The sequence below is a fragment of the Clostridioides sp. ZZV14-6345 genome (genome assembly GCF_020657775.1).
GTDB lineage: Bacteria > Bacillota > Clostridia > Peptostreptococcales > Peptostreptococcaceae > Clostridioides > Clostridioides difficile_D.
Genome location: NZ_JAGWCX010000006.1, coordinates 26,273 through 48,659, shown reverse-complemented (window position 1 = coordinate 48,659; position 22,387 = coordinate 26,273). Strand labels below are relative to the sequence as shown.

The following is a 22,387-nucleotide window of genomic DNA, read 5'->3' as shown; positions in this document are numbered from 1 at the left end:
TAATAGTGTATGAAGATACATTTTATGTGTATTAGATTAACAAATTAGGAGGATTTTAAAATGAAACATGAAGTAATACATACTAATGATGCACCAGCAGCTTTAGGACCATATTCTCAAGCTATAAAAGCTGGAAACTTATTATTTGTATCTGGACAAGTTCCTCTTGTACCAGAAACTATGGAAGTAGTTGAAGGAGATGTACAAGCTCAAACTGCTCAATCTTTAAAAAATCTTAAAGCTATATTAGCTGAAAGTGGAGCTGATTTTTCAAATGTAGTTAAAACTACAGTATTTATAAAAGATATGAATGAATTTGGAGCTATAAACGAAGTTTATGCTGAATATTTTGGAGAAAATAAACCAGCAAGAGCTTGTGTAGAAGTTGCTAGATTACCAAAAGACGTTAAAGTTGAAATAGAAGTAATAGCTGTATTATAAGAATACAATATTTTTAATTTGGAAAGGCTGAAGAACTATATTCTAGTGATTCAGCCTTTTCATAAAAAAATAAATCACAAGCTTAAATAGCATAATAAATATTGTCGAATTAAAAAATAAAATTAAAATAAATATTGCAATATTTTTGAGAAGGTTTTATAATGAGTATATAATTTGAAACGTGTAACTATTAAATTAGGCATGAGTTCTTGGATATTTTTATCCTGAGGATTTATGCCTTTTTTGTATTGAAAAGTAAAAAGTATATTTAATGAGGGGGAATTTCTGTGTTAAGTTTTTTCAAGAAGAATAAAAGCTATAAGATACATGCAGCAGTGAGTGGTAACAGTATTAAGATTGAGAAAGTAAACGATTCTGTATTTTCAAAAAAGTTAATGGGAGATGGAATTGCAATTATTCCTAATAGTAATGTTGTTGTAGCTCCTTGTGATGGTAAAATAACTGTGCTTACTGAATCAAAGCACGCATTTGGTATGGTTTCAGATGATGGAGTTGAAATATTAGTTCATATAGGAATTGATACTGTTAATTTACAAGGTGAAGGGTTTAAAAGTGAAGTGTCTCAAGGAGATGTTGTTAAAAAAGGTAATCCAATAATAAGTTTTGAAAGAGAAAAAATAACTTCTCAGGGAATTGATTGTACAACAATAATGATTGTCCTAAATCATAGCGAATTCCCGAAAATAAATTGCATAGTAGAGAATGAGGTTGTTGCAGGGCAAGATACTGTTATTGAAATTATGAAATAATAGGAAAGGATTAATTCAATATGAGAGTAGTAAAAATCTTTAATAATAATGCATTATCTACAGTAACTAATGACGGAAAAGATGCTATTTTACTAGGTCTTGGCATAGGTTTTAATAAACGTCCAGGAGATAAAGTTAATGAAGATAAAATAGAAAAGATTTATTATGTTCAAGACCATATGCAAACAAAATTCTTAGAATTGTTAAAAAATGTAAGTCCAGAAGTGATGGATGCTTCACAACAAATTATAAGCCTTATACCAGGAAATGAGGGAAAGTTTAATAATAAAGGAATATTATCTCTAGTAGAACATATTAGTTTTGCAATAGATAGGATGAAAAATAATGTTTTTTTACCTAATTTAATGCTTTTGGATATAAAGATGATGTATTCAAAAGAATTTGAATTAGGAGTAAAAGCTTTAGACATTATATACAAAGTATGTCACATCCATTTGCCTGAAGATGAAGCAGGCTATATAGCTTTACATTTTGTCAATTTACAATCAAATGATAATTTGGCATATGATACTTTAAAATTTGTAAAAGGTAGTGTTAATTTGATTAAAGAATGTTATGGATTAGAATTAGATGAATCGAGTTTAAGTACATTACGTTTTAGAACTCATCTTAAATTTCTTGCCCAAAGAATTTTTAAGAATGAAATTTGTCAGGATGATAAAATGCTTGAAATGTACGATTATTTAATTAACAATCATCCTAAAAATAAAGAATATTTAGAAAAGTTAAATGGATATATTGAAAAAGAATTTAGATATAAATTAGATAAACCTGAAAAAATTTATCTACTACTGCACCTAACAAAAATCTTATAAGAATGAAATGAATTAATAATAGAAATATATAATTTTAAGAGGGGGTATTAAGATTGAAAGAGAAACTACTTGGGGGATTAGAAACATTTGCAAAAGCAATGGTTCAACCATTAATGTACTTATCAAGTGCAGGCATATTAATGGTTGTAGGTGTGTTACTTACAAACGATATGTTATTAGGAGTATTTCCATTTTTCAAATGGGAGCCAATACAAATATTTGGAAGCTTAATTTATAACTGTATAATGGCTATTATTAATAATCTTGCTGTTATATTTGCTATAGGTATTCCTGCTGCACTAGCAAAAAAAGAGAAACACAAAGCAGCATTGATTGGGTTTATGAGTTATATAATATACCTCACAGCTTCTAATACTATGCTAACCTCACTAGGAAAACTAGCAAAAGAAAGTAAAATGCTTGGATTGATAGGGACTGGACAAGCTACTATTTTAGGTATTCAAGTTGTGGACACAAGTGTATTTGGTGGAATTATTTTAGGATGTATCGTTGGATATGTATTTAATCGTACAAGCAACAAAATATTCAAAGGAGCTTTGCAGATATACTCTGGAGCAAACTTTAGTTTTATATGTATGTTCTTTGTATCTATTTTAATTGGTGTTGTAAGTAACTTTATATGGCCATTAGCCCAACAAGGAATAGCTTCTCTTGCAAATGTCATAAAAGATACAGGTACATTTGGTTTATTCTTATACGGCTTTTTAGAGAGAATATTAGTACCAACTGGACTTCACCATTTAATCTATACACCATTTCAATTCTCTGATTTAGGAGGAGTACTTAAAGTTGGTGCAGATACAGTTTCAGGAGCCTATGCTATAGTTATGACAGAAATGAATTTACCAGTTGAGCGTTTCTCAGATAGTATATACTATATGGCAACTGGATTTACAAAGATGTTTGGCTATATAGGTATAGGAGCTGCCTTTATTTATACTGCATATAAGCAAAATAAAAAGAAGGTTAAGGCAACAATTATTCCACTAATAATTACGGCAGTATTAGCCTCTGTAACAGAACCATTAGACTTTATGTTTGTATTCTGTGCACCACTTTTATTCTTTGTACATGCAGTTATAGCTGGTCTTTTTATAGCTTTATTAAAAATATTTGATGTTACTGCATTATGTGGAGGTAACTTATTAGTATCAATTATAATGAATACCACAGTAGGTATAGAAAAAACACACTGGCCAGTAATGATGATATTAGGATTTGCACAAATTATTGTATACTTTGTAGTATTTAGTTTTTTAATTAAGAAATTTAATTATAAAACTCCAGGTCGTGAAGATGAGAGTACAGCTACATGCAAAGAACAATCAAAACAACTTAATTTAGATATAGGTATAGAAAATATAATTGATGGACTAGGTGGAAAAGAGAATATTAATACAGTAGAAAATTGCATCACTAGATTACGTGTTAATGTAAAAGATGAAAGTAAGATTAATGAAGACATAATTAACCTAACCCCAAATAGTGGAATTGTAAGGAAAGGAAAAGATATACAAATAATTTTTGGACTTCATGTGCATGAGGTAAGACGTGCAGTAGAAGATTTTTTAGAAGCTTATTAAAGATACATATGATTTATATAGAGTTTATAGAGGAGGAATAACTATTATGATTATTACTATTGTTGGTGGAGGAAGTACATTTACTCCAGGTATTGTTAAGTCAATTGCATTAAGAGAAAAAGAGTTAGAGCTTGATGAAATTCGTTTATTTGATGTTGATAAAGAACGTCAAGATAAAGTAGCTGTAGTTGTCGACTGGATATTAAAAGAAGATATTAAAACAGATATTAAGCTAACTGTAACTAATTGTGAAAAAGAAGCTTATACAGATGCTACATTTATATTTGCACAAATGCGTGTTGGTAAATATGAAATGCGTGAGCAAGATGAAAAAATTCCATTGAAATATGGTTGTGTAGGTCAAGAAACTTGTGGTTGTGGAGGTATGGCATATGGATTACGTACAATACAACCAATGATAAAAGTTATTGATGATGTGGAAAAGTATGCTAAAAAAGATTATTGGATATTAAATTACTCTAATCCTGCTGCAATTGTTTCTGAAGCTTGTCGTAAGTTAAGACCAAACGCAAGAATTATAAATATCTGCGATATGCCAATAGCTATTATAGATATGATAGCTGGTTCATTAGACATTAAGGATGTCCATAATATACACTATGATTATTTTGGTCTAAATCATTTTGGGTGGTTTACTTCAATAGATTATAAACGTAGAGATTTAATGGCAGAAATTAAAGAATACATAAAAGAAAATAAAATATTACTACCAAAATCTTATATTGAAAACTTAAAAAAAAGTCGTGTTACAGGAAATCGTCATGCTGTAAGTAGTTGGATACATGTTTGGGAATCAGTTCATACAATGTTAGAAAGCTTCCCTAAATATTTACCAAACACTTATTTAACATACTATCTTTTGAGTAAAGAAACAGTGGAACATTCAAATATAAATCGTACTCGTGCAAATGAAGTTATGGAGAGCCGTGAAAAAGATTTATTTGAAGGTGTAAAAAATTACTTAGAAACTGGAGAAATTTCTGAAAAAGCATTTTATGCAGGCTCACATGGGGATTGGATTAGTGATTTAGCAGTTGCAATCAAAAATGATACACATAATCGTTTTTTAGTTATAACTGAAAATCGTGGAGCTATTCCAAACATGCCATATGACGCAATGGTAGAAATTCCAGCATATATTGGTAAAGATGGTCCAGAAGTTATTGCTCGAGGTCCAATACCTATATTCCAACAAGGATTAATGATGCAACAGCTTAACAGCGAAAAATTGATAGTAGAAGCTTATATTGAAAATAGTTATGAAAAAGCTTTACAAGCATTTACATTAAATAAAACTGTTCCAAGTATGAATGTCGCTAAAGAAATTTTGGATGAAATGATAGAAGTTAATAAAGAATATTGGCCAGAACTAAGATAGAAGGGTAGAAGAAAAGGTTTCTACTTAATATTTAGGTATGCTTTCAGAGCCTTTTATCAAAATATATTCACAAACATATTACAATATATTAAAATAAAGAGTGATATTTTTAGAAGAATGGAGTGATACAATGAACATTATAAATAAAATTTTCTGGCAAGAGGATAGGATTGGTATGATTACAAACAATTTAGAAGCAGATACACATAGCCATTGTATGCTACAACTGTTCATAGGAATAGAAGACAGCATTAAAATAACAGTTAATGAAAAATTAGTTAAATGTAATTGTATCGTAGTAGATAAAAATATCTCTCACTCATTTTCAGCAAGAAAAAAAGTTTATTATTCTGCTATTATTGAACCTACATCTATATACGCAGAACAGCTTACCTCAAAAATGAATGATTTTGGTTATTGGATATGTGACAACGATGGATTAGAGGAATTACGTAAACAAGGAACTTCTTTGATATATCAATCCAATAAAGAACAATATTTAAGATTTATGGAAATGCTTAATAAACATTTGAATATACCTGCAACTCCCAAACACTATGATGACAGAATTACTGAGTTACTTCATTTATTACGTACTTGTAATTGTGATAATCATACTATTTCAAGTTTTGCAGATAAAGTGTCACTATCAGCAAGTAGATTATCACATCTGTTTAAAGAGCAAATTGGAATACCTTTAAAAAGCTATATTTTATTTCATCAAATGGAGTGTGCTTTCAGAGAATTACTTTCTGGAAAAAATGTTACAGAAGCTTCTATGATTGCTGGATTCGATACTCCGTCACACTTTGCAGGTACAGTTAAGCGAATGATGGGAATGCCCGTTTCTTTATCTTTGAAAGATAGCGAGTTTTTGAAAGTATATTAAATATTCTCGTTATATAATAAAGTTGTACTAAGAAAGGGGCTTTGTTATGAATAAAGAATATTTAGAAGAAACAAAAATGCTAAACTATAATGAACCACAACTTAAGTTTTTTGTATCATCAAATAAGTGGTTGGAATTAGATGATTTTCATAAAATAAAAGCTATTTATGAGTTTGTCCAGAATGATATTTTATTTGGATATAATGCTTCTGATATGTTAAGCGCAGTACAGGTATTAAATGATGGTATGGGACAATGCAATACAAAAGCTACTCTTTTAATGGCATTATTACGTGCAGTTAATATCCCTTGTCGGCTTCATGCTTTTGATGTGACAAAAGATTTTCAACGAGGTGCTACATCCAAAGTGATTTCACTATTAGCTCCAAAATATATTCTCCATACTTGGGTAGAGGTATTTTATCAAGATAAGTGGATTGCTTTAGAGGGAGTCATAACTGATAAAAAATACTTAGAAGCAATTCAGAAAAAATTTTTTAATCAGAGTGGAACATTCAAAAAGTATGCAATAGCTACAAATGATTTAAAGAACACATCTATTGATTGGAATGGTAAAGATACTTTTATTCAAAAAGAAGCTATCGTACATGATTATGGTGTTTTTTCCTCACCAGATGAATTTTTCTCTACTCATTCACAATATCTATCAAAGTTAAAAAACTTCATATATGTACATCTTATCAGAAAAATAATGACAAAGAATGTATGTAAGGTTAGAAACAATTATTTTGGTAAAAACAAATGAGTGTTTGGTAGGTGACTATATAGGGAAAATATAGAATAATTAAAATTGCACTGGTTAAAATAAGTAAAAAGGAGTTATCACAGAACAAACTTAAATTGTTCATGTACAACTCCTTTTTTATATTAACTTCTAATAATTTGATGTCCTTTTATAAAACATATAGATACAATTAAACCAATAAATGCAAGAGTAGCTGCTATTGAAAATGCAACATCTATTCCATGAATATTAGACAGTATAGCAGAACTCATGTGAGCTTTTTTAGTAGCACTTGTCATTATAGTAATAAGTATAGCAGAACCTATAGCTCCAGATATCTGACGAAGTGTACTATTAATTGCTGTGGCATGAGATATGAGTTCTCTATCTAATGTTTTAATCTCCCATGTAGTTAATGGCATTAAAACCATTGAGATACCAATCATACGAATACAATACATTAATGATACATGAATTAAAGATGTATCCCTGCCTAAAAAAGCAAAAGATAGAGTCCCTAAAAATAAACATCCAGTTCCTAATATTGATAGAGCATGAGGTCTATATTTATCTAAATGACGTCCTGCAACTGGATTTAGTATAACCATCAATATAGCACCAGGTAACATTAATGAACCTGAAGACAATGCAGAAAATCCCCTTACAGATTGGATATATAGAGGAATCATTAATGTAGCAGACATCATTGAAGCATATACAATCATAATTAATATTGTAGAAATAAGAAATGGTTTATTTTTAAAAACCCTCAATTCTAAAAACGGTTCTTTAGATTTTAATTGACGTAATGTAAATAAAATTAATGATATAATTCCTATAAATATTGGTAAATATGTGGCAATATTAGTCCATCCATAATTACCTTGATTAGTAAATCCAATCAACAAACCACCAAAACCTAGAGAAGACAGTATTATTGAAGGTATATCTAATTTTAGTTTTTGAGTTTCCCCAACATTTTTTAATAGAATAAACGAAAGTATAACATCTAATATAGCTATAGGAGAAAGAAGCAAAAATAAACTGTGCCAACCAAATGAATCTACCAACCAGCCAGACAAAGTTGGTCCTATTGCTGGAGCAAATCCTACTGTAATACCAACCAAACTCATAGCTGCACCACGTTTTTCCACAGGGCATAAATAGAGTATAATAACTTGTAATAGTGGCATTAAAGAGCCAGAACCTATTGCCTGTAAGACACGAGCAATCAACATAGTTGAAAAACTATTAGAAAAAAATGCAATAACGCATCCTATAGAAAAGATAGTCATTGATGTAATAAATAATTTTCTAGTACTAAACCTGTTTATCAAATAAGCTGTTGTGGGTACAATAATACCTGCAATAAGTAGATAAATTGTCGTTAACCACTGACCAACATCAGCAGTAATTTTAAAATCTGACATTATATTAGGTAATGCTGTTGATAGTAATGTTTGACTAAGAGAACTTATAAAAGCGCCAGTCATTACAATTGCTATTATTAAATTTCCTTTTTTATTATTACTTTGGGTTTCCATGATTTATAACGTCTCCTTTTTTAATTGATTTTTAATACTATTCAATAAAAGTACTTTTGGTCTCAAAGTGTCTTCTTTTTCTAAATATGTAATCATTGCATCCATAATTAAAGAATCATATTGTTGATTTTTGCCCTCGATATATAATTTTTTTGTTGCTTGTAGTAACTTAGGGTTTTCAAGGAGAGAAGTATCCGTTTTGATTAGTTCTTCTATATTTTGTATCGTTTTAAAAAATAGTGATTTATTATGAATGGAAAAGTAAGCTTCATCTTCTTGTTCATATAAAAACATTGATTTTTCAATTAAAGGATTTAGATTATCCATATTTTCTACAACTAAATCTAGAATTTGTATAGTAAATTTAGCAATAAAATATACATTTATTTCTCTTTTTTGTATATGAATAATGTATATAAACTGATGAACTAGAGCATCCAATAAGAAAACTAAGTCAAATATGATGCTTTCTATTTTATCCCCATATTTATCAAATAAGCTGAGCTTGTATTCATTCAATAAATTAGCTCGGGATTTTTTTTGCAGTTTACTTGTAGCCTTACGCTGCACTTCAGAAAAGTTTTCTCTTATATAGGTATTTATAGTAGTTCTAGAAAAAATATTTTCCCATACGGCAATTATCTTTCTGTTTAATTTCTCAGATGATGGAATGTATAATTTCTAAGAACTTTTCATCATAATAATTGATTATTTCGCAGATAAAACTTTCCTTAGTTTCAAAGTGCTTATAAAAAGTAGCTTTAGACATTTTACACTCTTTTACAATATCCAGTATTGAAGTATTTTGAAAACCTTTTTGGTCAAAAATTCTTTGTGCAATAGTTATAATAAGTCTTTGTTTGTCTGTCACTTTATTGTCTCCTTTCATGTAAAAACATTAAGTACTATATAGTACCTATAAGTTTCTATAAATATATTATACATCATTTGGAAAAAAATCAATATATGCACTATAATATGAAATTTTTGAAAAAGTTTTTGTTATTTTTAGTCGTATAAAGAAAAAATATAAGAATTTCTTAAGAATTGCTTAAATAAGTTGCAATAAATTAGTGGTATGATTACAATATAAGAAAAATTGTCTTGAAATTTTTCTGTATTAAATTTCAATTATGGAGGTGTAGTATATGAAAAAGAAAATTTGTGTAGCCATAATTTTTGCTATATTGATAGTTTTTGTGGAAATGTTTATCGATAGTTCTAGTGAAGGGCATACAATTATGAAAGATGAATTAAGTAAATACAGGAGAGGGGTAAATGTGTTATCAATAAATAATATTATAATAGCAAATAAAAAGTATAGCTTGCCTAAAGACTATTCTCCACAGGAAAATAGTGAAGCGAGAGATGCTTTTTATAAAATGAATGAAGATGCTCAAAAATCAGGCTTAAATTTAAAAGCTTTTAGTACATATAGAAGTTATGAATATCAAGATAGATTATTTAAATCATATATAAAAGAACATGGGGAGGAAGAAGCAAATAGATTTTCAGCTAAACCTGGAGAAAGTGAGCATCAAACTGGACTTGCTTTTGATATTGGAGGAGATGACCAATCTTGTTGGGCAAATGAAAAGTTCAATAATACAGAAGAAGCTAAGTGGTTGTATGAAAATGCATATAAATATGGTTTCATACTTAGATATCCAGAAGGTAAAGAGAATATAACAGGATATATGTATGAATCTTGGCATTATAGATATGTTGGAACTGAACATAGTAAAAACTTTGCAATGAATGACTTGACTTTAGAAGAATATTTACATATAAATTAAGATATAGTTTGTTAAAATTAGGTTAAAATAAAAAATAAGCTGGACTATTAATTGTGTAAAGTGATATAATGTAAATACAATTTAAGATAACTACTCGAAGGGGAGTAGCTTACACGAAAGTGGTAATTAATCGTCAAGACAGTAGAAATACTCGGTTAATTAGCAAGGAATTCCTTGATAGCAAGACCTTCAAAATAAGCATTAGGTATGTTTGTTTTGGGGTCTTTTTTTATTCAAGGAATTTTTATTTAAAAAAATTTAAATTTCAAGTATACATAAGGGTCCCCAAACATAAAATAAATTTATTAAAGAGGAGGGCAACAAATGTCTTACAAAAGTACTTATCAAGAAGTAATTAAGAATTTAGACTCAAGCTTATCTGGTTTGAGCAAAGAAAGAGCAGAAGAGCTATTAGAAAAAAATGGAGCTAATGAATTAAAAGAAGCAGATAAAGTTCCTACTTATAAGCTTTTCTTAGAGAGTTTTAAAGACCCATTAGTAATAATTCTATTGATAGCTGCTTTAGTACAAATATTTTTAGGTGAAACCGTGGAGTCTATAATAATTTTTGCAGTTATTATCATAAACTCTGTTCTAGGTGTTGTACAAACAAAAAAAGCAGAGAGTTCATTAGAAAGTTTGAAAAATTTATCTGCACCAAACGCAAAAGTAATAAGAGACAATAAAAAAATGACAATTCCAGCAAAAAATTTAGTGGTTGGAGATATTGTATTCTTAGAAGCTGGCGATTACATACCAGCAGATGGAAGACTTATAGAAGCACAATCTCTAAAGGTTGTAGAAGGTATGTTAACTGGAGAATCAGAACCAGTCTTAAAACATACAGAAAAAATAAGTGAAGATGTAAGTTTAGGTGACCAGAAAAATATGGTATTTAGTGGCGCTGTAGTTGTTTATGGTAGAGGTTCTTTTGTAGTAACTGGAACAGGTATGGATACTGAAATGGGTAAAATAGCTGGGCTTTTAGAAAGTGCTGAAAATAAACTTACACCATTACAACAAAAAATAGAGGATTTTAGTAAAAAGCTTGGTGTAGGTATTGTAGTACTTGCTATTTTAATATTTATAATTCAAGTAGCAAGAAATTATTTTATAGCTGGAAATGGAGAAATGACACAAATTATTCTAGATTCATTCATGTTCTCTGTAGCAGTAGCAGTGGCAGCTATACCAGAAGCTTTATCATCAATAGTCACTATAGTATTGGCTGTTGGAACAAATAGTATGGCAAAAAAACAAGTCATAATAAGAAAATTACCAGCAGTAGAAACTTTAGGTTCAACAAGTGTTATATGTACTGATAAAACAGGTACTCTTACACAAAATAAAATGACAGTTGTTGATTATTATATGTATGGAACTAATAATGATGAGTTAGGTAAAGAAAAAGTAAATTATTCTTATCATGCTAAATTATTGACTATGGTTTCTACATTATGTAATGACTCTCATATAACAAGTGATGGTAAAGAAGTTGGAGACCCAACAGAAGTAGCTTTAATAAATTATTCAAGTAAAAATGATTTGGATTATGATAAATTAAGAAGTAAGTATATCAGAATAAATGAAGTACCCTTTGACTCAGATAGAAAGCTTATGTCTACTGTAAATAGTATATATGGAGATTATATAATGTTTACAAAAGGTGCCCCAGATATTGTGTTTAGCAGATGTAAATATGCTTTGAAGAATGGTTCAAAAGTAGATATAACAGATGAGATAATAGAAGAATATAAACATAAAAATGAAGAATTTTCAAATAGAGCACTTAGAGTATTGGCTTTTGCAATAAAAGATGTTCCAGAAGACGATTTTACACCTTCAATTGATGATGAGCATGATATGACATTGGTTGGAATAATGGCAATGATAGACCCACCAAGAGAAGAAGTAATGGATGCTGTAAAAGAGGCAAAGAGTGCAGGAATAAAAACTGTTATGATAACTGGTGACCATAAAACAACAGCAGCAGCAATTGCAAAAGATATTGGCATAATGGAAGATGGAGACTTAGCTCTTACTGGAAAAGAGCTTGATATGTTAAGCGAAGAGGAACTATATGAAAAATTAGAAAATATAAGTGTATACGCTAGAGTCTCACCAGAAAATAAAATTCGTATAGTAAAGGCATGGCAACATAAAAATAATATAACTGCAATGACTGGTGATGGAGTGAATGATGCACCTGCTTTGAAACAAGCAGATATAGGAATTGGTATGGGAAGTGGTACTGATGTAGCAAAAGATGCATCTGCTATGGTATTAGTTGACGATAACTTTGCAAGTATAGTAAACGCTGTTGAAGTTGGTAGAACCGTATACAGTAATATAATCAAATCAATTACTTATTTATTTGCAGGAAACTTAGGAGCTATAGTGGCTATACTATTTGCAGTATTTGCAGGTTGGTCAAATCCATTTACAGCTTTACAACTTTTATTTATAAATTTAGTAAATGACTCTTTACCAGCAATTGCATTAGGTTTTGAAAAGTCAGAAAAAAATATAATGAATAAGCCTCCTAGACATCCAGATGAAAGTATACTAGCAGGAGGAACATTGAAAGCAGTTGCTATAAGAGGCTGTATAATAGGTGTAGTTACAATAGTTGCACAATATATAGGATTACAGGTATCTCCAGAACTTGGAGTGGCTATGGCATTTTCAACATTGATATTATCTAGAATAATGCAAACATTACCTGCACGTTCTAATAATCAAACATTAATAAAATTAGGTTTTTTCAGTAATAAATATGTTATAGGAGCAGTTGTAGTTTGCTTTGGACTTTACTCTTTAACACTAATACCAGTGTTAAGAGGAATATTCTCTATACCAACAACATTTGGACTATATCAGTTGGGAATTTGTTTAGGTCTAGCATTAATTTCATCAATATTAATGGAACTTAACAAATTAATGAATAGAAGTACAGTAAAATAATTAAAAAATTAAAGGGACATATTAGCTTTAAAATATGTCCCTTATAAATAATATAATTTACTCTATATTATCAATTATTTGGAATGCTTTTATAACTTCAGGTAGTTCTTTTTCTTCAGGCATTCTAAATCTTATGAAATTCTTATCAAGTCCAGTGAAATCACTGCCTGATATAACTCTTATTTTTAATTTTGCAAATTCTTGTTGTAAATCTATGTCTTTGTTATTATGTTCAACTGTCATAATTGATACAGTATCACTAGTTTCAGCTATATTAAGGTTTTTCCATGGAACTAATAATTGATTTTTTATATATTTTGTTTTTTCCTTTAGTTCTTCTATAAATTGAACATCATCTAATAAATTGGCTGCAATACTACGAGATATTTCAGATACTTCGTAAGGAGTAGAAATCTTTTTAATAGGGCTAACAAGTTGTTCTGGAAGAACTGCATATCCTGCTCTTAGTCCTGCTAAACCAAAACCTTTTGAAAATGTTTTTAAAACGATTACATTATCATAATTATTTAGAAGTTTGACAGCTGAATTTTCTTTTGGCATGTACTCACCATAAGCTTCATCTACCATAACTGCTATATTATATTTTGCAGCTTCTTTTACTATATTTTCAATTGATGATAAAGGTATAATTTGTCCTGTAGGATTGTTTGGATTATCTATATAGATTACTTTGTATTCTGAATTTATTTTTTCAATAAATTCCCTTTCATTAAATTTAAAATTATCTTCTTTCTTTAAAAGAACATAATCATAAATAGCACCATGCATTTTTATATCTGTTTCATATTCTGAGAATTGAGGTGAATATCCTAAAACTTTATCTCCTTTTTCAATAAATAGTCTATTTAAAAGGTAAATAACATGTATAGAACCATCTGCCAAACAAATTCTATCAGTGTCTAATTTTATAAAGTCTTTCCAATAATCTACTATATTGTCTTTTAAAGCAATTGAATGAGGATATCCTCTTATCATATCAAATTCTAAAGCATTAAAAGCTTCTACAGCTTTGTTTGAATAAGATACTGTATTTATACCTTCACCACAGTCTATCTCAAATACATCTTCTGAATGTCCAGATTCTATTGCATAACTTTTTTTCAACTGCATTTCAATAGCTTTGTTAATTTTTAATTTCATAGTTTATCACTCCTTATTTAGTCAATAATAAATGTTATAAAAGTTGCTAGATTTAAAATATTATGAAAATATATAATAGTAAAAAATAGATATAAATATTATAATAGCTCACTTTATTTAATATGATTATATATCATATATTGTAAAATTTCTAGCATTATAAGACTATAAATTGAAAATATTCAGAAAAATACTACAAGAAACGATTTATTTTGCTCTTAAAATAATCTAAATGAATGTTATGAATTTTGTAAATTGAAATAGTTTAAGTACAAAGTTATGATATAATCTAATAAGGGTAATTCTTTAGATTATATTAAGGAAATATAGGTATACAATAAAAAGTTATGGAGTTGGATTATGGGATATAAATTAATTGTAACAGATATGGATGGAACTTTATTAGGAAATAATCATAAAGTTACAGATGAAAATAAAACTGCACTACAAAAAGTTATAAAAAGCGGTATTAATGTAACTTTAGCAACAGGAAGAGCCTTCGATTCAGCTAAATGCAATGTAGATTTTCTTAAAGAAGACATGCCAATAATAGCTTGTAATGGTTCATTAATAAGAGAGCAAAATGGAAACATAATATATTCAAATAAGATTGATACAGCAACATGTTTAAATATCTTAGATGTATTAGATAAATACGATATTTACTATCAATGTAATAGTATAGATTCTATGCTTTCAAAAAAAATAGAAGGACGTGAAGATAGATTAAGTGTATTTTTAGGTTCTGAGACAGAAGTAATTATAAGAGATGATTTGAGAGAAGAAATCTTTAAAAAAGATATACTAAAATTTGTAATCATAGAAGAAAAGAATCCATCTATTTTGGATGAAATAAGAAAAGAATTGAGAAAAGTTCAAGGCATAAAGATAACTTCCTCATGGCCAAACAATATTGAAGTCATGAATGAGGGTGTTGATAAAGGTAATGCAGTTAAAATTTTAGCTGAAAAAATGAATATAGATAGAGAAGATATAATTGCATTTGGGGATAATTATAATGACATAGAAATGATAAAGTTTGCTGGTCTTGGAGTGGCTATGGGAAATGCAGAAGAATTGATTAAACAAGAAGCTGATTATGTTACAGATACAAATCAAGACAGTGGAGTTGCAAAGGCAATTTATAAATTCCTAGAGTTAAAAGAATCACTTAGTTCTTAAAACGGTATATAATAGGAAAATAGGTTGACTATTTTATAGATAGTAATTATAATACAAATAGATAAAACATAAAAATTTAGATTCAGTGAAAAAGAGAGTAGATATAAAGAAAATCTCAGCGAATTGGGGGATGGTGTGAGCCTAATGATAACACTTTATATTGAAAAGAACTTTGGAGAATACTACTTGAAATTTAGTATGGTAGTAGGTAATCTCGCCTTAAGAGAATAGAGTGGGTAAACATTGTTTACCAACTAGAGTGGTAACACGGAATATTTCGTCTCTTGGTCTTTTTGACCAAGAGATTTTTTAGTTTCGTTAAGCTATAAGAATTATAATTAAAATACAAAAAATTAAAATATGAGGTGAAAGTTATGAAATTATGGGGCGGACGCTTTAGAAAAGCGGAAAATAAACTTATGGAAGAGTTTAATAAATCTTTTGGATATGATTGTGTGCTGTACAAAAAAGATATTGAAGGAAGTATAGCACATGTCCATATGCAAGTAAAATGTGGACTTTTAACAGAAGAAGAAGGAAAGTCTATAACAGAAGGATTAAAAGGGATACTTAAAGATGTAGAAAATGGAAAGTTAGCATTAGATGGAGAGTATGAAGATATACATAGTTTTACTGAGATAAATTTAATTCAAAGAATTGGAGATGTTGGCAAGAAGCTTCATACAGCACGTAGTAGAAATGACCAAGTTGCAGTTGATATGAGATTGTATGCTAAAGAAAAAGCAAATAATTTGGTTGATTTAATATCTGAATTTAAATCTACTATAAAAGATGTTGCTGATAAAAATCCTGTGATGATGCCAGGTTATACTCATCTTCAAAGAGCACAAGTAGTGACATTTAAGCATCACTTAATGGCATATTATAGTATGTTTGATAGAGATGAGAAAAGAATAAAAAATGCTATAGAGATATTAGACGAATCACCTTTAGGTTGTGGAGCTTTGGCAGGAACTACACATGATATAGATAGAAATATAACTTGTGAACAATTAGGATTTAAAAAAGTAGTAGATAATTTTATGGATGGAGTAAGTGATAGAGATTATTTATTAGAGTTAATGAGTGATTTTTCAATTATAATGATGCACTTAAGTAGACTAAGTGAAGAGTTGATACTTTGGAGTTCTCAAGAATTTGGATTTGTTGAGATAGATGACTTATACACTACTGGAAGCAGTATAATGCCTCAGAAAAAAAATCCTGATGGTGCAGAACTTATAAGAGGTAAGACTGGCAGAGTATATGGAAACTTATTTGGTCTTTTTACAGTAATGAAAGGAATACCATTAGCATATAATAAGGACATGCAGGAAGATAAAGAAGGTTTCTTTGATAGTGTACATACTCTTGAAATGTGTATACAAATAATGGATAGAATGATAGCTACATTAAAGGTAAATGAGGACAAAATGAAACAAGTAGTGAAAAATGGCTTTTTAAATGCTACAGAAGTTGCTGATTATTTAGTTAAAAATAATGTTGCTTTTAGAGATGCACATGGTATAGTGGGAAGTATCGTTATATATTGTGAAGATAATAAAAAAGCGATAGAAGATTTAACATTAGAAGAATTACATAAGTTTTCAGATGCCTTTAAGGAAGATATTTATGATTTTATCGACTATGAGAGTATATTAAATAAGGGGATAAAAAAGAATTTAAAATAATATATTGGATTTCTAAAAGCTGTAAATTTGAATGATAACATTCAAACTTACAGCTTTTTATTATATAGAGATTTTACGATGTGTAAAAATTAAAAAATTTAAAGAGGGTAATATTTAGAATAAATATAAATAAAAAAATTGTTATTAAAATGATAATTAATGTCAATAAGTATTGACAAAGTTATTTCTAAATATTATTATATATAATATAAATAATAATGAAAATCAATATCAAATAAAGCGGGAGGAAATCTAATGAACTTATTAGTGATTGGTGGTCATGAAAGAATGGAAAAGGATTATATGGTTATGGCCAAGAAAAAGGGTTATAAGACAAAGGTATATACTACTATGTCATCTAAATTAAATAATTCTATAGGAAGACCGGATGCAGTTGTTATACTTACATCAACTGTTTCACATAAGATGTCTAGAACGGTTGAGTCTCAAGCTAAAAAACAAGATATATTAATCGTAAGACATAAAAATAGCAGTAAGGTAGCATTTAATGAATGTCTAGATATGGTCGATGAATGTCTAGGAAACTGTTCAAAATGTAAGCTTAAGGATAAACAAAAACAAAAAAATATATAAGTATAAAAAATACATAAACACAAAATTAAAGGCACTGAGATAGTAGTTATAATTACTATATCAGTGCCTAATTTTATAAGAAGAGGTATATTATAAATTTTTTACTATAATTTCTACTTTTTCATATTTCTTTTACCTCTAGCTTTTTTTCTTTTTTTCTTCTTTATATTTAAAGCTATTATAAATAAAACTAAAAGTACTAAAATACCTACAATAATCTTAACAAAAGTCATCAAAGTATTATTTCCAGTCAAAAATGGAAGACTGCTATCAAGATTATTTTTTGCAACAAGGTCTATACTATTTTCTAGTTTATCATTATTATATACATTTAAGGTACCAACCTTAGTACCTTTTTTTATAGGTAAATCAATTTTATTTAGTTCTGTTTTAATATTATAGTTGCCTTGAGATTCATTTTTTCCCAAGAATATCTTGTAACTATTTTTTGGTTCATAAATCAATTCATGCTGTTTTGTAAATAATACTTTTTTAGTATCAGCATATTTTTCTTTATCAACAATAGTAGCACACTTAAAGTTATCAAATCCATAATCAATCAAGATACGTGAGTCTAAATATAAATCAGCATTAGTTGAATTGAATACAGCAGAGATAACTCTTCTTCCATCTTTTACAGCGCTAGATAAAAGACATTTACCAGCATCATCAGTATATCCAGTTTTTATACCATCAACTATATCATATTTTATGTCTATAGGTTGACCTTTATATGTAATCTTATCATGTGATGTTAAAAATTTATTAGTATTTACAAAGTATCTCTCATAAGGGTATGCTTTTGTAGCTTCAAATTTAAGTGACTTAGTTTTTACAATTTGTCTAAAAATATCATTATTCATAGCTTCTCTAGCCATAAGCGCCATATCATGAGCTGTTGTGTAATGGTCTGGGTCTGGCAATCCATGAGGATTATTAAAATGAGTATTATTAGCTCCAATTTTCTTTGCCTCAGAGTTCATAAGGTCAACAAATTTTTGCACATCTCCACCACCAACATATCTAGCTAATACAAAAGCTGCATCATTAGCAGAATGAACTAAAAGAGCATTTAGTAATTGTTTTACAGTAAAAGATTCTCCTTCTTTTAGATACATACTAGAACCATCTATTTGAGGTAAATTTTTAATCTCTATTACTTGATTTAAATCTTTAACCTCCTTTAGAACTAGACAGGCTGTCCATAATTTAGTTGTTGAAGCTGGATAAAGCTTAGAATCTCCATCTTTATTGTATAGTATTTTTCCAGTTTCATAGTCCATTAAAACTGCATGTTTGGCAACTATAGCTGGTTCATCATCTGCAAAAGAGATATTAGAGCTTCCTAAAAATGAAGTGAATATCAATAAACAGATTAATAAAAGTGATAAATTTCTTTTCATTGTGAGCCTCCAAATTTTAAATTCATCTTTTAGTATAGCATATATTTGTCAATAATTAAAAGAAAGGAGTGATTAATATATGAAAAAAAAGGTAAAATTAATTTCGTTTTTTGTTTTCTTTCTTTTAATAATATCATCAATAATCGTTTACAAATCAAACATTTTTAAAGATGATATTTATGTTGTAAGTAAAAATAATTCATCTAATGAAAAAACACATGCTATAGAAAAAGAAATTAAAAATGAAGATAATGGTCACAATAAAGTAGTTAAAGATACAGATAAAAATTTTCAAAACAAAAAAATAACTATATACATAAGTGGAGCAGTAAATAGACCAGGGATTGTAACTATAGAGTCAGATAAGAGGCTTTATGATGCTGTAGAATTACTGGGAGGAACAACAAAAGAAGCCGATTTAAATGGAGTTAATTTATCAGTAAGGTTAGAAGACGAACAACACTACATAATACCTAAAATAGGTGAAACAATATCTGTGACAAGCAATGATAGTTCCAATAATCCAAATCTAAAAAACGAGCCAAAAAGTGAGTCTAAAAATAGATCTAATGAATCAAAAGTAAATATAAATATAGCAACAATAGAAGAGTTGGATTCTCTACCTGGAGTTGGAGAAGCTACAGCCAATAAAATTTTACAACACAGAGAAGAAAATGGACAATTTAATTCAATTGAAGATATAAAAAATGTAAATGGTATTGGAGATAAAAAATATGAAAATATAAAAGATTTAATTTGTGTGGACTAAAATATAATACAAAACTTACTTATAGATATGGTATTATAAATATGTATGTATATGTGTGTATCTGTGGAAATTTAGTAAAGGAGGCACTTTTATGAAAAAAGAACAAAAAAAACTTACAGAGATGACAACAGCAGGTGGTTGAGCTGCTAAAATAGGGCCAGAGGTTCTGGCGTCAGTTTTATCTCAATTACCTAAAAATGATAATATAGAAAACCTATTAGTGGGATTAGATACAGCAGATGATGCTGCAGTTTATAAATTAAATGATGATATGGCACTTATTCAAACACTAGATTTCTTTACACCAATGGTAGATGACCCATATGTATTTGGGCAAATTGCTGCTTCAAATTCACTATCAGATGTGTATGCTATGGGAGGCAAACCTTTGGTGGCGATGAATATTGTTTGTTTTCCATCATGTCATGATATGGATGTGCTTGCAGAAATATTAAAAGGTGGATTTGATAAAGTAAAAGAAAGTGGAGCACTTTTAGTTGGAGGGCATACTGTAGATGATAAAGAACCTAAATATGGTCTTTCAGTTTCGGGAATTGTAAACCCAAATAAAGTTTTGTCAAATGCTACTGCAAAGCCTGGGGATAAGTTAATTATAACAAAACCAATTGGAGTGGGTGTATTAAATACTGCCATGAAAGAAGGTATGGTAGAACAACATATAGCAGATAAAGTAATAGAAATAATGATACATTTAAATAAATATGCAGCAATGAGCTTTGATAAGTTTGATGTAAATTCAGTTACAGATATAACTGGTTTTGGTTTACTTGGACATACTTTAGAAATGGCTAAAGCTTCTGAAGTTAGTATTGAAATTGAATCAAATCATGTACCAATTATTGAAGGTGCAATAGAAATGGCACAAATGGGAATTATACCTGCTGGTATGTATAAAAATATGCATTATGTATCTAAAGATGTAGAAGTTGTAGGAGATGTAGAAGTTGCAGTTCAAGATATTTTATACGACCCACAAACCTCAGGAGGGTTATTAATTTCAGTAAAAGAAGAACTTGCAGATGCACTTGTAAGAGATATGAAGTTAAATGGAGCAATAGAAGCTAAAATTATAGGTTCTGTAGTTGAAAAAGGGGAAAAATATATTACAGTTTTATAAAATATTATAGAGAAAGAGTGATTGTTTTGAGCAAAAGAGAATTGTTTGCAATGTTGCCTTCAGTTGATGAAGTATTAAGTGATAATAGAATTGTAGAAATAATAGAGGAATATCCTAGAAGTTTAGTCCTAGAATCTGTGAGAGAAGTAATAGATTTTAAAAGACAATTTATATTAAGATTAAAAGAAGATGTATCAAATTCTGTAACAATAGAGTTTGATGAAATAATAGAATCTGCGATAGATAGAGTTAAGTTGAATTACTCATTATCCTTAAAAAAAGTTATAAATGCAACTGGTACAGTTATTCATACAAATTTAGGCAGGTCTTTACTTAGTAAAGATATAAAAGATGAATTATGGTGTGCTGCTTCAAGGTATTCAAACTTAGAATATGATTTAGATAATGGAGAAAGAGGTTCAAGATATTCTCATTTAACTAGTACAATAAAAAGACTTACTGGTGCGGAAGATGTACTAGTTGTAAATAATAATGCTGCAGCAGTGCTTCTTGTACTGAGTACAATGGCTAAAGGAGGAGAAGCGATTGTATCTCGTGGAGAATTAGTTGAAGTAGGTGGTTCATTTAGAATTCCAAGTATAATGGCTCTTAGTGGTGCAGAGCTTGTTGAAGTTGGCTCAACTAATAAAACTCATTTAAAAGATTACAAAGATGCAATTACAGAGGATACAAATGTATTGATGAAAGTTCATACAAGTAACTATAGAATTATGGGATTCACAGAAAATGTTTCTATAGAAGAACTAGTCAATTTAGGTAAAAAATATAAATTACCTGTAATAGAAGACTTAGGAAGTGGGGTATTTATAGATTTATCAAAATATGGATTATCTTATGAACCAACTGTATTAGATTCAGTACGACAAGGTGCAGATGTAGTAACTTTTAGTGGAGATAAGATGCTTGGAGGTCCGCAAGCTGGAATTATAGTTGGAAAGAAAGAGTATATAGAAAAAATGAAGAAAAATCAACTTACTAGGGCTCTTAGAGTTGATAAACTTACAATATGTGCTCTTGAAGCGACACTTAGAATGTATTTGGATGAGACAAAGGCTATAGAAAATATACCTACCTTAAAAATGTTGACATATAAAATTGAAGAATTAGAAGTAAAAGCAAATAAACTATTTGAAAAAATAACTGCTTTAAATTTAAATGCCAACATAAATATAGAAGATGGATTTTCTCAAGTAGGAGGAGGTTCTATGCCTCTTGAAACGATAAGCACAAAAGTAATATCAATAACTCCTGAACATATGAATGTTTCATCTTTAGAAAAGAAACTAAGACTTAGTGAAGCACATATAATAGCTAGGGTATATGATAATAAATATGTACTAGATGTAAGAACTATATTTGATGATGAATTTGATGTAATAGTTGAAGAATTGAGAAACGCATTTAATTAAATAAATTTGAATTAATAATAGTATTAAATTT

Annotated in this window: 20 protein-coding genes and 1 other annotated feature; of the genes, 15 read left to right on the top strand and 5 right to left on the bottom strand. The window is 28.9% G+C overall.

Annotated features, from left to right (window positions below):
• Positions 1 to 60 precede the first annotated feature (60 nt).
• The 7 genes from KGF39_RS02670 (at position 61) to KGF39_RS02640 (ending at position 6,705) form a co-directional block, all read left to right on the top strand.
• Complete coding sequence (locus tag KGF39_RS02670) at positions 61 to 441, top strand: RidA family protein (RefSeq protein ID WP_003416451.1); 381 nt, start codon at positions 61 to 63, stop codon at positions 439 to 441.
• 287 nt (positions 442 to 728) lie between these two features.
• A complete protein-coding gene (locus KGF39_RS02665; RefSeq protein ID WP_227821090.1) occupies positions 729 to 1,211 on the top strand; it encodes a PTS glucose transporter subunit IIA in 483 nt (160 codons plus the stop codon).
• 20 nt (positions 1,212 to 1,231) lie between these two features.
• Positions 1,232 to 2,047 carry a PRD domain-containing protein gene (locus tag KGF39_RS02660; protein WP_227821089.1) on the top strand — a complete coding sequence of 272 codons (816 nt, stop codon included), beginning with the start codon at positions 1,232 to 1,234 and terminating at the stop codon, positions 2,045 to 2,047.
• Positions 2,048 to 2,100: 53 nt separating this feature from the next.
• Positions 2,101 to 3,651 (top strand): PTS transporter subunit EIIC, encoded by a 1,551-nt coding sequence (locus tag KGF39_RS02655; protein WP_227821088.1) that lies wholly within the window; start codon positions 2,101 to 2,103, stop codon positions 3,649 to 3,651.
• 46 nt (positions 3,652 to 3,697) lie between these two features.
• The gene (locus KGF39_RS02650; protein WP_227821087.1) at positions 3,698 to 5,050 is read left to right on the top strand and encodes a 6-phospho-alpha-glucosidase; all 1,353 of its coding nucleotides are present in this window, start codon (positions 3,698 to 3,700) and stop codon (positions 5,048 to 5,050) included.
• Positions 5,051 to 5,225: 175 nt separating this feature from the next.
• The gene (locus tag KGF39_RS02645; protein WP_227821086.1) at positions 5,226 to 5,939 is read left to right on the top strand and encodes a helix-turn-helix transcriptional regulator; all 714 of its coding nucleotides are present in this window, start codon (positions 5,226 to 5,228) and stop codon (positions 5,937 to 5,939) included.
• Positions 5,940 to 5,985: 46 nt separating this feature from the next.
• A complete protein-coding gene (locus KGF39_RS02640; RefSeq protein ID WP_227821085.1) occupies positions 5,986 to 6,705 on the top strand; it encodes a transglutaminase-like domain-containing protein in 720 nt (239 codons plus the stop codon).
• A gap of 122 nt (positions 6,706 to 6,827) precedes the next feature.
• Here KGF39_RS02640 and KGF39_RS02635 read toward each other — a convergent pair whose 3' ends face one another.
• The 3 genes from KGF39_RS02635 to KGF39_RS02625 form a co-directional block, all read right to left on the bottom strand.
• A complete protein-coding gene (locus KGF39_RS02635; protein WP_227821084.1) occupies positions 6,828 to 8,228 on the bottom strand; it encodes an MDR family MFS transporter in 1,401 nt (466 codons plus the stop codon).
• A 3-nt stretch (positions 8,229 to 8,231) separates the two neighbouring features.
• Positions 8,232 to 8,747: a hypothetical protein gene (locus KGF39_RS02630; RefSeq protein WP_227821083.1), complete on the bottom strand. Its 516-nt coding sequence runs from the start codon at positions 8,745 to 8,747 to the stop codon at positions 8,232 to 8,234.
• 139 nt (positions 8,748 to 8,886) lie between these two features.
• Positions 8,887 to 9,099: a TetR/AcrR family transcriptional regulator gene (locus KGF39_RS02625; protein WP_227821082.1), complete on the bottom strand. Its 213-nt coding sequence runs from the start codon at positions 9,097 to 9,099 to the stop codon at positions 8,887 to 8,889.
• Positions 9,100 to 9,376: 277 nt separating this feature from the next.
• Here KGF39_RS02625 and KGF39_RS02620 point away from each other — a divergent pair, with 277 nt between their 5' ends.
• Positions 9,377 to 10,024, top strand: coding sequence for a M15 family metallopeptidase (locus KGF39_RS02620; RefSeq protein WP_227821081.1), 648 nt, complete (start codon positions 9,377 to 9,379; stop codon positions 10,022 to 10,024).
• A 324-nt stretch (positions 10,025 to 10,348) separates the two neighbouring features.
• Positions 10,349 to 12,988: a cation-translocating P-type ATPase gene (locus tag KGF39_RS02615; RefSeq protein WP_227821080.1), complete on the top strand. Its 2,640-nt coding sequence runs from the start codon at positions 10,349 to 10,351 to the stop codon at positions 12,986 to 12,988.
• Between the two features lie 57 nt (positions 12,989 to 13,045).
• Here the strand turns inward: KGF39_RS02615 and KGF39_RS02610 are convergent, their stop codons facing one another.
• Entirely contained in the window at positions 13,046 to 14,149 is a 1,104-nt protein-coding gene (locus KGF39_RS02610; protein ID WP_227821079.1) for a pyridoxal phosphate-dependent aminotransferase, read from the bottom strand.
• Positions 14,150 to 14,509: 360 nt separating this feature from the next.
• Here KGF39_RS02610 and KGF39_RS02605 point away from each other — a divergent pair, with 360 nt between their 5' ends.
• The 3 genes from KGF39_RS02605 (at position 14,510) to KGF39_RS02595 (ending at position 17,616) form a co-directional block, all read left to right on the top strand.
• On the top strand, positions 14,510 to 15,331 hold the full coding sequence (locus KGF39_RS02605) for a Cof-type HAD-IIB family hydrolase (protein ID WP_227821078.1): 822 nt from the start codon (positions 14,510 to 14,512) through the stop codon (positions 15,329 to 15,331).
• Between the two features lie 76 nt (positions 15,332 to 15,407).
• Positions 15,408 to 15,619, top strand: a binding site (T-box leader).
• 86 nt (positions 15,620 to 15,705) lie between these two features.
• On the top strand, positions 15,706 to 17,022 hold the full coding sequence (gene argH / locus KGF39_RS02600; protein WP_227821077.1) for an argininosuccinate lyase: 1,317 nt from the start codon (positions 15,706 to 15,708) through the stop codon (positions 17,020 to 17,022).
• Between the two features lie 255 nt (positions 17,023 to 17,277).
• Positions 17,278 to 17,616, top strand: coding sequence for a DUF2325 domain-containing protein (locus tag KGF39_RS02595; protein WP_009890712.1), 339 nt, complete (start codon positions 17,278 to 17,280; stop codon positions 17,614 to 17,616).
• 113 nt (positions 17,617 to 17,729) lie between these two features.
• On the opposite strand, the gene KGF39_RS02590 is transcribed toward KGF39_RS02595, so the two are convergent.
• Positions 17,730 to 19,019 carry a D-alanyl-D-alanine carboxypeptidase family protein gene (locus KGF39_RS02590; RefSeq protein ID WP_227821076.1) on the bottom strand — a complete coding sequence of 430 codons (1,290 nt, stop codon included), beginning with the start codon at positions 19,017 to 19,019 and terminating at the stop codon, positions 17,730 to 17,732.
• 79 nt (positions 19,020 to 19,098) lie between these two features.
• Between KGF39_RS02590 and KGF39_RS02585 the strand changes: the two genes are divergently transcribed.
• The 3 genes from KGF39_RS02585 (at position 19,099) to selA (ending at position 22,356) form a co-directional block, all read left to right on the top strand.
• Positions 19,099 to 19,788 carry a helix-hairpin-helix domain-containing protein gene (locus tag KGF39_RS02585; RefSeq protein WP_227821075.1) on the top strand — a complete coding sequence of 230 codons (690 nt, stop codon included), beginning with the start codon at positions 19,099 to 19,101 and terminating at the stop codon, positions 19,786 to 19,788.
• 91 nt (positions 19,789 to 19,879) lie between these two features.
• Positions 19,880 to 20,926 carry a selenide, water dikinase SelD gene (gene selD, locus KGF39_RS02580; RefSeq protein ID WP_079740124.1) on the top strand — a complete coding sequence of 349 codons (1,047 nt, stop codon included), beginning with the start codon at positions 19,880 to 19,882 and terminating at the stop codon, positions 20,924 to 20,926.
• Positions 20,927 to 20,976: 50 nt separating this feature from the next.
• Positions 20,977 to 22,356 carry an L-seryl-tRNA(Sec) selenium transferase gene (selA, locus tag KGF39_RS02575; RefSeq protein ID WP_227821111.1) on the top strand — a complete coding sequence of 460 codons (1,380 nt, stop codon included), beginning with the start codon at positions 20,977 to 20,979 and terminating at the stop codon, positions 22,354 to 22,356.
• Positions 22,357 to 22,387 lie beyond the last annotated feature (31 nt).